Below are 12,765 nucleotides of genomic sequence, written 5' to 3' on the forward strand. Positions count from 1 at the left end.
TCCTCGACGCGATCAAGACCCGAGCCGCTGCACACTACATTTGGCCCAACTCGGGACGAAGTGCTGACACTGCGTGCATAGGAATCTCTCCATGTGTGGGGGACATGGGCTGTGTAGCTAGGGGAAAGCAAGCCAACGTCTCGGACGAGAGACGCATAACCCGAGCCATCAGCGTTAGCCGCGCCGTTCGATAAGAGCAAAAAGGGCATAGTTTCTGCCCTTTCTCCCGTAGCAGTTGACCGCGCCGCTGTCAGGGTGCTCGCTGCGCGTCTCGGGTCCGTTCGGCGGGGCTGGGTCTGCGCCCCCAGGCCGCGCAGTAGAAACGAGCCTCGAACCCCGTCGCAACTAGTGTCCATACGACACCAGCCTCACGATTGAATGATCAAGGTGGCACCGAAATGAGAACGGCGGGAGGCGTGATGGGGCGAGACGCGCGCGGGGTTCGGGGCGCAGCCCCCGGCTGAGGCCTGGGGGCTCGGCCCCCAGAAAACACCACGATCGAGATGATGTGAGCGGTTTCCGCGAACACAGCTCACCCGAAGATCGTGTCCTCGGCGCGGCTCCGACAGGAAGCACACGGATCCCCCATCCGTTCACCGCGTTACTGCATCTCGTAGAGACGGCACGCAGCCGACCAAGAAACCGCTGGTCATAACCATCCAGGTGCCACTGTGAGGCTGGTGTGACGCAGTGCGGTGGCGATGCGGGTGTGGCCGGCCAGGCGTGGTGCGTTGAGGGCGAGGTTGCGCAGGGATGCCATGACGCGGGGTGCGGTGACGGTGTGGTTCCCCAACTCGCACCGCAAAACTGCTCCATCCGGGTGGTGTCTACCTTGGCTGTCCCACACGGCGGAACCGCCGTTTGAGCGAATAGGACACGACTCCTAGCTTCGTGCAGGCAGGTTGGTTCGACATTCTCGAAGCAAAGGCAGGCCGATGCTGGAACTCATTGACGCACAGCCCGTGCCCGCCGCGGAGATCTTGCGACGGTGCGGGGCAGAGGTTTCCGTTCCCATTCGCGAGGCGGTCGACCTGCTGCCGGCAGAACTGCGCGTGGGCGCGGGTTTCCACTTTGGATGGTGGGATGCAGACGGCACACCGCTGTCGGCCTCGCAGGGCAAGCGGGTGCGCCCCGCGTTCGTGCTGTCAGCCGCCCGTGCGGTCAGCGGCCAGACCAACGACCAGACCCTCCGGGCCGCCGTGGCAGTCGAACTGGTGCACAACTTCACACTCGTGCACGACGACGTGATGGACGCGGACAAGCTACGCCGCGGAAGGCCCACGGTGTGGGCACAGTTCGGAATCCCGTACGCGATCTTGCTCGGCGATGCGATGCTCGCACTCGCCAACCAGATCGTGACGCGTGCCGGTGACGACACGCGCTTGTGCCGTCTGCTCAACGAGGTCACCGTCGCGTTGTGCATGGGCCAGCAGCAGGACATGGCGTTCGAACAGTCGTCGACGGTGTCAATCGATGACTACGTCGAGATGGTCACGGGCAAGACCGCCGCCTTGCTCGCGGGCGCATGCGTGCTCGGCGGGCTCGCTGGTGGGGCAGGACCGAACGACGTCGAGGTGCTGCGCCGCTTCGGCCATCACGTCGGTCTCGCATTCCAACTCGTCGACGACGTGCTGGGTATCTGGGGCGACCCCACTGTCACCGGCAAGCCGGTGGGCGCGGACCTCTGCCGCTACAAGAAGTCTATGCCCGTGCTGGCCGCGATGGGCTCCGGTTCGCCAGCAGGCCGGCTGCTCCGCGACATGTACCGGTCACGTTCCATCACCGACGCCGACGCCGCGGGCCGCGCGACGCACCTGATCCAAGAGGCTGGCGGCCGCGAGTGGACGGAGTCGCAGGCGACCCGGCACCATCAGTTCGCACTCGAGTGCCTCGACGATCTCGGTCCGCAGTGGATGGTCAGTGAGCTGCGCGCACTGGCCGATTTCATGGTGCGCAGGGACAAGTAGTTCTTGCTGAGTCGTCGAGGAGTGATCATGGGAACAGCTCCAGTCGCCTTGTGCGAGTGGTCGCGCGATGTGGTCGGAGTGTCCAGCGTGATCGAGGACGGCGTGACAGTGTTGACGGCTAACTCTCCCGACGCGCTCGCCGGACAGCTTGACGAGCTGGACGTCGGCGCGGTGGCAGTGCGCAGGAAGTCGAGCGAGTCCAGGCCGACGGGGCCTCTGCTGGTGGCGGTCAGGGCGGACTCGGTCGAGTGCGCCTCGGCGCCGATCTTGCTGGGTGAGTTGCGACGGCGTGGCGTCGACGCTCTCATGATCGAGACCGGCGACCAGTCGCAGCCGGACCCGGACGATGCGCACTTGCTGCGTCTCGCCGCCAAGAGCGGACGTGCCGTGGCGCTCATCAGTGACCCGCATCCCGACCTTCGGCACGCCGTGCTGGACGCGTTGCGCGCGTGGGGATCCGCCGCAGGGCCCCGACACGCACTACTAGCCGGACCGCGGTCCTTCTGCGCTGGTGTCGAGCGGGCGATCGAGATCGTCGAGTGGGTGCTCCGCCAGGTCGGCGCCCCGGTATATGTGCGCAAACAGATCGTGCACAACATCCATGTCGTCCGCGATCTCGAGCAGCGGGGGCGGTGTTCGTCGATGAGCTGCACGAGGTGCCACCGGGCTCGACGGTGGTCTTTTCCGCGCACGGTGTCTCGCCGGCGGTCAGGCACGAAGCGACCGCGCGGCGGCTGCGCGTGGTTGACGCGACGTGCCCGCTGGTGGCGAAGGTGCACAGCGAGGCGAAGCGCTTCGGGCAGCGCGGTGACACGATCGTGCTGATCGGTCACTCTGGACATGAGGAGACCGAGGGCACGCTGGGTGAGGTGCCCGGCATGCTGCTGCTGGAGAAGGCCGATGACGTCGATCAGCTGGAGATCGATGGTCCGGTGTCATACCTGACCCAGACCACCCTGGCCGTCGACGAGGCTGAAGCGGTGGTCGACGCGTTGCGTGCCCGTTTCCCCCAGCTCAACGGCCCCGGCACCGACGATATCTGCTACGCGACGACCAACCGGCAGGACGCGCTGCGCGCCGTCGCTGCCGACGCCGACCTCGTGCTGGTGGTCGGCTCGACCAACTCGTCGAACTCGCTGCGCCTAGTCGAGCTGGCTGAGCGCAACGGCACCAAAGCGTTTCTCATCGACGATGTGCGGGACATCGACCCAGCGTGGCTGGTCGGGGTCCGCACTGTCGGGTTGACAGCAGGTGCCTCGGCCCCACCGAGACTTGTGACGGAGGTTATTGAAGCCCTCCGCGGATATGGCGAGGTGACGGTCTCGGAACGGCAGGTGGCCGAGGAGACCATCCGCTTCGGACTGCCCAAGGAAGTGCACGCGGAAGTACCTGGCGGTCTGTCATGACGATCTTGAACATGGTGCGTAGGCCCGCGGATCTCCGCCGGTTGGACCGCGGCGATCTGGAGCAGCTGGGGAGGTTCCTGATAGACGCGGTGTGCCGTTCGGGCGGGCACCTCGGGCCGAACCTCGGTGTGGTCGAGCTGACGATCGCACTGCATCGCGTGTTTGACTCGCCGCAGGACCCGATCGTGTGGGACACGGAGCATCAGTCGTACGTGCACAAGCTCCTCACCGGTAGACAGGACGACTTCGCACGGTTGCGGCGGTCGGGCGGGCTCAGCGGCTACCCCAGCCGGAAGGAGTCAGCGCACGACCTCGCCGAGAATTCGCACGCGAGCACCGCGCTGTCCTATGCGGATGGACTGGCGAAGGCCTTCCGGCTGCGGGGTGAGCACGACCGGGTCCCGGTCGCCGTGATCGGCGACGGCGCGATGACAGGCGGGATGGCCTGGGAGGCGCTGAACAACATCGGTATCGCTGGCGACCGTCCACTCGTGATCGTGCTGAACGACAACGCCAGGTCCTACGCGCGGACCATTGGGGGCTTCGCAGAACACCTCGAGCGGCGACGTTCCGGCAACGCGCGCGGATCCCTCTTCGCGGAACTGGGGATCTTCTGCACCGGCCCGGTCGACGGGCACGACCTGACCGCGCTGGAAGAAGCGCTCGGCAAAGCCCGTGTCCTCGCGCTCAAGCTGGGCGGGCCCGTATTGATCCACGGTGTCACGGTCAAGGGCAAGGGTTACCTCCCTGCCGAGAGCGATGCCGCCGACTGCTTGCACGCCGTGGGCGTGGTCGACCCGTCGACCGGCAAGGCCCGCGCGTCCGGCGCGCCGACGTGGACCAGCACGTTCGCCGACGAGATCGTCACCGCGGCCGGCGAGCGGCCCGACATCGTGGCGATCACGGCGGCAATGCTGCGCCCGGTCGGCCTGCAACGTTTCGCGGCGGCGTATCCGGAACGAGTCTTCGACGTCGGGATAGCCGAACAGCATGCGGTGACCTCCGCTGCGGGCCTCGCCATGGGCGGCATGCACCCCGTTGTGGCGGTCTACGCGACGTTCATAAACCGCGCGTTCGACCAGGCGTTGATGGACGTCGCACTACACCGGCTGCCGGTCACGTTCGTGCTCGACCGCGCCGGCGTCACTGGCGAGGACGGTGCGTCGCACCACGGCATCTGGGACATGTCTCTGCTGAACCTGGTGCCAGGCCTGCGGATCGCGGCACCGCGCGACGCGAGCATGCTGCGGGCCCAGCTGCGTGAAGCGGTCAGCGATGACACCGCCCCGACGCTGCTGCGGTTCCCGAAAGGCGGCGTGCCCCCGGACATCCCAGCTGAGAAGCGGGTCGGCGGCGTGGACGTGTTGCTGAACTCGGAGACCGAGGACGTGTTGCTGGTGGCGGTCGGATCCATGGCGGGGGTCGGTCTCGCCATCGCGGAACGACTGGCGACGCACGGCATCGGCGTCACCGTAGTGGACCCATGCTGGGTGAAGCCGGTGGACCCAGTGCTGGTGCGGTTAGCTGCCACCCACCGCATGGTCGTCACAGTGGAGGACAATCTCGTCGTCGGCGGCGTCGGTTCGGCTATCGCACAGCAGATCGGTGACGTCCCGGTGCGCAATTTCGGCATCCCGCAACGGTTCCTCGCACAGGGGACTCGCGCAGAGATACTGGCCGAATGTGGCCTCACCGCGCAGGACGTGGCTCGCGAGGTCGTCGCGGAGTTCGTGTCGCTGGAGCCCATCGAGGAGGTGTCCGGTGACCATGGACCACCGGCGATGCCGCCTCCGGTCCTGTCGCAACGTCGCAAGTGGGGCGCCGCGCGGGGAGCGTGCCCGTCGCACGACGGCGCGGACGACCTGCCGGCGATCGCTGAGAAGTCGCAGATCCCAGTGATCGCGACATCAAAGATCGACCGCGCGGCTGATGGCCGAACTGCGCTCGGTGCGCATGACGCCGGGTGGAAAGTAAGGCAGAACCCGGATGAGTGTTTGTATCTCCGGCGGGAGCGAGCGCGCATGCCTCAAATTCGTCAGTCACCGAGCTTGCCCAAACGGGCAGAGGCTCTCGGCGCTCGTCCTGGGTGCGGCCTTATCGCCCTTATAGTCGTCGGCGACAAGATTCGCCGTGCCGCCAATTGATCGCAAAGGACGCGCGATGCTGAGTTTGTCAGTCCACTCACAGGTGAACCTAGCGCTCGACGCTGCTGTCGGCAACTGTGTACGGACGCAACGGGCTGACGGTGCGTGGGAATCAATTCCGGATCCGAGAATCACTGAGACTGCGTTGACGGCGCTGGCGCTCGGAATCCATGCGCCTGACGCGGTTGCCAAGGCACGCGTCTGGCTGAAGTCGGCCCAGCCGCAGTCGCACGATCAGACGGCATGGGCCTTTGAGAATGCGTTATTGGCAATGGCTCTGGACAAACCCGACGTTGTGTCGTTGGAGCAGAGTTCGGAAGCCAATGTGGTGCTGTCCTCACGGAACAGACTGGTGCAGGTCGTCGCACTGTGCCGCGGCCGGGCGGTACGCGGCGGCGCACCACCCGAGCAGCTCCGCGCCGAGACGGAGCACGCTGTGGGCGTGACGACACGGCTCAAGCGGTGGAGCCATGTCGAACTGCTTTCATGTCACGTTCTGCTGGAATGCGCGCTCGGGGACCGGTCGAAGGCGAAAGCGGCCATCCCGGCGATCGTCGCGCACCAGTCGGACTCGGGTTCCTTCTACGACAATCCCGTCACCACTGCCCTCGCGTTCCTCGCGCTCGACTCGGCGGCACGGGACACAACCCATTGGCAGAAAACACGACAGTACTTGACTTCCACCCAGCAGCCGGACGGAACGTGGCGGTTCTGCTCCAGCGACGTCTGGGACACCACTCTGACCCTACGTTCGTTCCGCGGACTGCCCGAGTTCGAAGCAAGCTGTGCCGAGGCGGCAGTCGACTTCCTTGCCGCGAACCAGAACGAGGACGGCGGCTGGTCGTTCCGGCAAGGGGTCGAGTCGGACAACGACACCGCCAGTGCCGTAATGATCTCACTGGCTGGGCGTAGGCCGCCCGGCGGTGCAACGCTCGGAGGGCTCGCCTACCTGGCCGATCAGCAGACCTCCGACGGGTTGTGGCAGACCTGGCAGTCCCGTGACGACCCTCCGGTCGAGGACGTGGTCGCACACGTGGTCAGCGCGCTGTCGCTGTATCCGTTCGACCACGACGTGGTGCTCGCGCCCGCCCGGCGGTGGCTCGTAGACCGATGGCGCGCCCGTGGCCGGTGGACCGCAAGCTGGTACCGAGGGTTGCCCTACGCGACGCGGGAGGTTAGTCACGCTCTTGGCGCTCACCCCCTAGTGGACCGGGCCCTGGACGATCTGGTCGCGACGCGCAACGACGACGGCGGCTGGCCGACGGTAGCCGGTGAGCCGAGCAGCCCTAGCGCTACCGGTCTGGTCATGGCCTGTATGGCGAACTCCGGCGCATTCGACCCGCCGACCTGGGAGGCCGCCATCGACTATCTGGTCGGCACCCAACAGGGCGACGGCACCTGGCCCGGTACGCCGGAGATGTTCGGTCCACGTCCGCTGCTGACCCACTTCCAGACCCACACCCAAGCATTCGCGGCTCTGGGACTGCGCGCGGCTCGGTGTTACCAGACAGGAGGCCGATTCGGTGCACGTGGGACAAAGTGAGACTCTGACGGTTCATCCCGTCCCTGGCAGGCATCCGGTCCATGGGCACGCGAAGCAGCTGCATCTAGACCCGCTCGGGTTCGTGCGCTCGTTGCGGGAGCACGGCGATCTCGTGCGGATCTTCATCGGGCCACGGCCGGCTGAGGTGGTGACCACGCCTGAGCTAGTGCGGAAACTGCTCGTCGCGTATGGACGTGACTTCGACAAGGGCGCTTTGGGCGATGAGCTGTGTCGCCACCTCGGCGAAGGCCTGGTGACGTCGGCAGGCCGGTTCCACATCGAGCAACGCCGGTTGATGCAGCCCGCCTTCCGAGCACCGTGCGTCGCAGGCTACTCGCGCGTCATGAGCGCCCACAGCGAGGAGGTGGCACACCGCTGGCAGCCCGGGCAGATCCTCGACCTGGAGCGAGAACTCGCCCAGCTCACTTTGGACATCCTCATGGAGATCGTGTTCGGCCCGCACCCTCCGAGCGAGCTCGTCGATGCGGTCGGCCGCTGGCTGTCGGCATGCCAGGAGGCGATGAAACTGGCGCTGTCCGCACGTGAGGCTTGGCGCCGACTGCTCCCATGGTCGCGATTCCCGCGCTCGAGCAACCCGCATGCCGCCGTCTTGCGGGACATCCTGACGCGGACGATCGAGCAACAGCGACGCGATCCCACGGACAACTTGCTTTCGACGCTCCTGGCCGCGCGCGGCAGCAAGACCGGCGAGGGGATGAGCGACGAGAGCCTCCATGATGAGCTGCGGACCTTGTTCGTGGCGGGAACCGGGACGCTCAGTGCCGCGCTGGCCTGGACCGTCCACGCGATGATCACGCACCCGGAAGTGGCGAGGAAGGTCTACGCCGAGGTGGACACCGTGATCGGGTCCGGTTCGGTCACCGTCGAGCATGTCTCCCAGCTGGTCTATACCACGCAGGTGATCAAGGAAGTGCTGCGGCGCCATTCGGTGTGGATCCTGATGCGTAGGGCGATGGAGCCCGTGCAGGTGAAGGGAATCACTGTGGCGAAAGGACGCGAGCTGTACTACAGCCCGCACGCCCTGCACCATGATCCCGAGCTATACCCTGAGCCCGAAGAGTTCCGGCCCGATCGCTGGACACCGGAGTTCGAAGGCGCGCTGCCCAGGTGTGCGTATGTTCCGTTCGGGGTTGGCAATCGCATATGTCTCGGCGAGAGCTTCGCCTGGACCGAGCTTTTGATCGTGATCGCCACCATAGCGACCCGCTGGCGCTTCGAACTCGAACCGGGCCACGAGGTACGGACCAGGATCGGGACGGTGGACCGTCCGCAAAATCTAGTGGTCGTACCGACACTCCGTGAGGACAGGGGTGTGCGTTGTTGAACGGCAAGGTCGCGCTGATCACCGGCGGCGGATCGGGTATCGGTGCTGCGTGCGGACGCAGGCTCGCCCGTGATGGGGCTATCGTTGTGCTCGTCGACCGGGATCTCGAAGCGGCTCGCGAAGTGGCCGATTCCCTTGTCGCGGAGGGGTTTGGCGCCGAGGCCCGGTGGGCCGATGTGTGTGAGGAACAGACCCTGGCCGACGCCGTCACCACTACCTGCCAAGAACATGGTGCACTACATATCGCGGTCACCTGCGCGGGCATCACCGGTCCGTTCGCGCCGACGGCTGACTATCCCTCGGATGCGTTCGACGCCGTTCTGGCCGTGAACCTGACCGGCGTTTTCTACACAATGCGTCAAGTGATTCCCGCGATGCGATCCGCAGGCGGGGGCGTGGTCGTGAACATCGCTTCGGTCGCAGGACATGTCGCATTCCGCAAGCACGGGGCGTACGTGGCGGCGAAGCACGGGGTGATAGGGCTGACGAGGACGGCCGCTCGCGAGTACGCGATAGAGGGCATCCGGGTGGTCTCGGTATCCCCCGGCGTGATCGAGAGTCCGATGACGGCTGTGCTGAGTGACGACGCGATCAGGCGGACGGTCGACTCGGTGCCGATGGCGCGGGCGGGGCTCCCTGAGGAGGTCGCCGACCTGGTCGCGTTCCTGGTCTCCGACCGGGCGCGGTACGTGACCGGTTCCGACCACCTCGTCGACGGCGGCCAGCTAACCCAGTGAGCCGGGGAGCACGATCGGTTTGACCACCTCGCCCGCGAGACAGGCCCGCTCCGCTTCGTTGATCTCCGACAGCGGGTACTGGCGGATCATCCGGTCGAAGGGGAACTCGCCCCGTCGCCACAGCGAACAGAGCCGGGGAATCAGCTGCTGTGGCACGGAATCGCCTTCCACGATGCCAACGAGCGTGCGTCCCAGCCCGAGGTCCAGCGGTCCGACCGCGAGATCGCCACGTTGCATTCCCACCAGTCCGACTATTCCGGGCGGGCGCACCGCTCCGATCGCCGCTGTGATCACTTCCGGGACGCCGGTGGTGTCCAGTGCGTACTCCACCCCCTCGCCGGTGATCGCGTTCACCTGCTCGGTGAGCCCAGGGCCCGTGTCGTGCACAACGTGCGTGGCGCCGAGTTCGCGCGCCAGCTTCAGCCTCGACTCGTGCTGGTCCACCGCGATCACCACTCCGGCGCCGGCGACCCTCGCCGCCATGACCGCCGACAGTCCGACCGCGCCCGCCCCGCAGACCAGCAGAGCTGTCCCTGGCTGGACGCGCAGCACGGAGAAGACCGACCCGGCGCCGGTCTGGACCGCGCAGCCGAGCGGCCCGAGCATGTCTATCGGAAGCGTGCGGTCAACCACGACGACATTACGCGCGGTCGCGAGTGCGTGGGTGGCGAACGAGGACTGCTGGAACCACCGTGCTCCCACCGCATCGCCGTTCAGGGCACGGGCGGGGGTGGAGCCGTCGGGTTCCCGGCAAGACATGTTGCGGGCCTGGAACTCCTGGCAGTACGCCGGGCGTGCGCCCAGGCAGCTGTGGCAGGCGCCGCACGAGCCGAAACTGAGTACGACGTGATCGCCGACCGCGATGCCACGGACGGCGGCCCCGACCTCCTGAACCACGCCCGCGCCCTCGTGCCCGCCGATCACTGGCAACTTGGTGAAACCGGGAGCCCGCAGCAGAGTATCGGTGTGGCAGAGGCCGGTACCGGCCAGCTGCACCAGAACCTGATCGGGCGCCGGATCCTCGAGGACTATCTCCTCGAGTTCGTAGGGGCCTTCGGCCGATCGCAGCACGGCAGCATACATGGTTCAGTCCCGTTCCAGGCTGAAGTAGAAGTGTCCGCTGTCCTCGATCGTGCCCTTGCCGTTCATGATGCCGAGGAGAAAGTTGTCGTCCACAATTTTAAAATGGTCGAAAATTGGCAGGGAGTCGTAGACCATGGTCGCGGTTACCTCGTCGCGGAAGCCCACCATCCAGAGGCTTGCCCCGCCGCCGCCCGCCGCGGTGGTATTGACGGTCAACTCTCCCGTCTCGGCCTCACAGACCACCGGGTCCACGTCGAACTGGGCGCGAATGCGCTTGCCATACCAGCGCAGGTCCTTCAGCGCCGCCGTTCCACTGTGACCCGTTTCGAAGCCGGTGCCACGCCAGTTGCCAATCAGATCCTCGATCCTGGCCACTGGCAAGTTGGCCCACACGTGATCAAGGTCTGCGCTGGAAACAGGACCAGTTTGGGTTCGCAGCGTTCGGAACAGTTCACGTGCGCCGCCAGCAGTAGACATCATTTCTGTATCGTAAGCAGAATAGTAGATGGGGCCAACAGATCATGCGTATGGCGAGACTAAGGATCAAGCACTGGGCGACGGGACATCCACTATTGGCTACGATCGGTGTCGCGATGCTTTGGACCGTCGTGTTCAGGGTCGCAGGTCAGGGAGTCATGGCCGGCGCGTTCGCTGCACTGGTGCCGATCGGCGTGATCGCGACGTGCGGATGGTGGCGCGAGACTGGTGTGGTGCCGGGCAAACCGACTAGCCGCTGGCTGGTCCTGGTGCCGTTGCTCGCGGTAGCCCCACTTTCCGGCCTGCCGCATTGGCAGGAGTTCGCCATCTCGGTGGTGTTCGCGGCCAGCGTCGTGTTGGCACAGCACGGCACTGGCCAGTTCATGCTGCGCCGCTTCGGCCAGTGGTACGGCACAATCGGTGTACTGCTCATCTTCGGGCCTGTCGTCGTGTGGGAAGCGACGACGTGGCCGGTCGCCGTTACCGGGCTTGCCGTGCTGTTTGCGCTGGCAGCGGCACGATGGCACGTCGGCTGCATATGGCCGTTGGTACTGGTGCACGCCGTGATGCCTCATTCTCTGCCCTGGTGGCTGATCGCCGTACTGGTCGGATATGGGGTGCTACTGTTGTGGCGGTTTCCGGTTGTGGAGATGAGCGCCCGTCCGACGGTCCGGATCTTGTGCTTCGATGAGTGCGGTCGGATATTGCTGCTCGGCTGGTGCGACCCGTTCGATGGGTCACGTGCATGGGATCTACCCGGCGGCGGCATCGATCCCGGGGAGACACCACTCGAAGCCGCACGCCGCGAACTTCGAGAGGAGACTGGATTGCCGGGTTCCTGTGTGCGGGACCACTACGTGTTCGCCCGCCGGGACGCGCAGTGGAACGGAGTCCGTTATCGCGGGATCGAGCGTTTCTATCTTTCCGTTGTCCCAGCCGGTATTCGCCCTGCACGGATCGCGCGAGAGCCGCACGAGACCGCGCTGATCCGTGAACAGCGCTGGGTCGACCCCGCGCGGTTGTGCGATCTCTCTGGACACGTACAGCTCACGAATTTACGCGGTATCGCGGAGTCGCTCCACTCGCTGGCCTGCCGTCCCGTAATCACACCCGTAGCTCTCCCCACCGCAAAGAGCGATCGTCGCGCTCATCGAGGACGATGTCGTGAGTTCGGATCCTCGGACCGCGTTTTCCGAACTGGCCTGCGCAAGCTTCGAGACATTAGTTCTGTCGATCCCGGCGCTGGGCAAGCCAGTGACTGCGATCCACCATATCGGTGACATTGACCGCGCAGGGCTCCGCATCCCCGCTAGCGCGAACCGGTTGGCCGAGAATTCGCAGCCACCGCCCGTAGTTCCGGCAGTCAAGCTCTACGACGCTCGTTCCTTCATCCAGCCTTCCTCCGCTACCTTCGATGTGTGATGACTGCTACGAGACTGATTGGCATTCGATCTTGGGCCAATCGAGGGGTACCAGCGGTAACACTCGAGACCAATACCGGAATGCGGCTATCGTCGTACAGTGACCGAGGATTAACCCGGATTCGCCGACCGTCCATCCCTGCCAGTAGCCCTACTGGTCGATCATCGTGCTCGAAAGCGTCGGCGACGACCACGTGGCGAACTTCCGCGCACTCCAGCGCTTCCTGCGCAGATCAGCGACTAACCAGGGCGGCGCCTCGCGGTTGCGATACACGCCGAGACCTCGCTTGTCGCTGATGATGTCATCGAAGGGCTCGGCCGACTCGGCGAGATGGGGTTCTCCCGGCTCTACGGCCTGTCCCGGACGGCGACCAAACGGTCGGCCTGGACCGATGATGAGTCCGAGCTCACCAACGTGACCAACGAGCTGACCATCGCCCTGATGCGGAACAAGCTCGTGGCGGTTTCGACTGAAATCACAACGGAGCCGCAGTTCAAGAAGTGGATGCAACGCGAGCTTGCGCCGTTCAAATTCTTTCCCAGGGACGTCATTACCAACTCCTTCCGCGGAGACGCCAAGAGGCAATGCCGCGTAGCTTAAGTTGATCTTGTTGTGTCCGGTTGGAGGAAGTAGAACCGGAG

At 65.5% G+C, this 12,765-nt stretch carries 8 protein-coding genes and 2 pseudogenes; 7 read left to right on the top strand and 3 right to left on the bottom strand.

Translation table 11 applies throughout. The annotated features are described in order from the left end of the window. Positions 1 to 935: 935 nt before the first annotated feature. The 6 genes and pseudogenes from IEZ09_RS44805 (at position 936) to IEZ09_RS44830 (ending at position 9,142) form a co-directional block, all read left to right on the top strand. Positions 936 to 1,967 (top strand): polyprenyl synthetase family protein, encoded by a 1,032-nt coding sequence (locus IEZ09_RS44805; protein ID WP_189259956.1) that lies wholly within the window; start codon positions 936 to 938, stop codon positions 1,965 to 1,967. Positions 1,968 to 2,273: 306 nt separating this feature from the next. After that, positions 2,274 to 3,373, top strand: a pseudogene (ispH, locus tag IEZ09_RS44810) (4-hydroxy-3-methylbut-2-enyl diphosphate reductase). Further along, a pseudogene (locus IEZ09_RS44815) lies at positions 3,370 to 5,091 on the top strand (1-deoxy-D-xylulose-5-phosphate synthase); the annotation flags it as partial. The pseudogenes ispH and IEZ09_RS44815, both read left to right, overlap by 4 nt. 571 nt (positions 5,092 to 5,662) lie before the next feature. Next, a complete protein-coding gene (locus IEZ09_RS44820; RefSeq protein WP_189259958.1) occupies positions 5,663 to 7,060 on the top strand; it encodes a prenyltransferase/squalene oxidase repeat-containing protein in 1,398 nt (465 codons plus the stop codon). Continuing rightward, complete coding sequence (locus IEZ09_RS44825; RefSeq protein ID WP_229813536.1) at positions 7,047 to 8,405, top strand: cytochrome P450; 1,359 nt, start codon at positions 7,047 to 7,049, stop codon at positions 8,403 to 8,405. The genes IEZ09_RS44820 and IEZ09_RS44825 overlap by 14 nt, the downstream gene beginning before the upstream one ends. Beyond that, the gene (locus tag IEZ09_RS44830) at positions 8,402 to 9,142 is read left to right on the top strand and encodes an SDR family NAD(P)-dependent oxidoreductase (RefSeq protein ID WP_229813533.1); all 741 of its coding nucleotides are present in this window, start codon (positions 8,402 to 8,404) and stop codon (positions 9,140 to 9,142) included. Before IEZ09_RS44825 ends, IEZ09_RS44830 begins: the two co-directional genes overlap by 4 nt. Here IEZ09_RS44830 and IEZ09_RS44835 read toward each other — a convergent pair. Then, complete coding sequence (locus IEZ09_RS44835) at positions 9,131 to 10,225, bottom strand: NAD(P)-dependent alcohol dehydrogenase (RefSeq protein ID WP_189259960.1); 1,095 nt, start codon at positions 10,223 to 10,225, stop codon at positions 9,131 to 9,133. The genes IEZ09_RS44830 and IEZ09_RS44835 overlap by 12 nt on opposite strands. 3 nt (positions 10,226 to 10,228) lie before the next feature. Continuing rightward, positions 10,229 to 10,705 carry a DUF4334 domain-containing protein gene (locus IEZ09_RS44840; protein ID WP_229813534.1) on the bottom strand — a complete coding sequence of 159 codons (477 nt, stop codon included), beginning with the start codon at positions 10,703 to 10,705 and terminating at the stop codon, positions 10,229 to 10,231. Positions 10,706 to 10,860: 155 nt separating this feature from the next. Here IEZ09_RS44840 and IEZ09_RS47220 point away from each other — a divergent pair, with 155 nt between their 5' ends. After that, entirely contained in the window at positions 10,861 to 11,982 is a 1,122-nt protein-coding gene (locus IEZ09_RS47220) for an NUDIX domain-containing protein (RefSeq protein WP_229813535.1), read from the top strand. Between the two features lie 292 nt (positions 11,983 to 12,274). Here the strand turns inward: IEZ09_RS47220 and IEZ09_RS44850 are convergent. Continuing rightward, on the bottom strand, positions 12,275 to 12,765 hold a 491-nt coding region (locus IEZ09_RS44850; protein ID WP_189259961.1), incomplete at its 5' end, for a hypothetical protein.

This window comes from Lentzea flava (genome assembly GCF_014648475.1).
Classification (GTDB): Bacteria; Actinomycetota; Actinomycetes; order Mycobacteriales; family Pseudonocardiaceae; genus Lentzea; species Lentzea flava.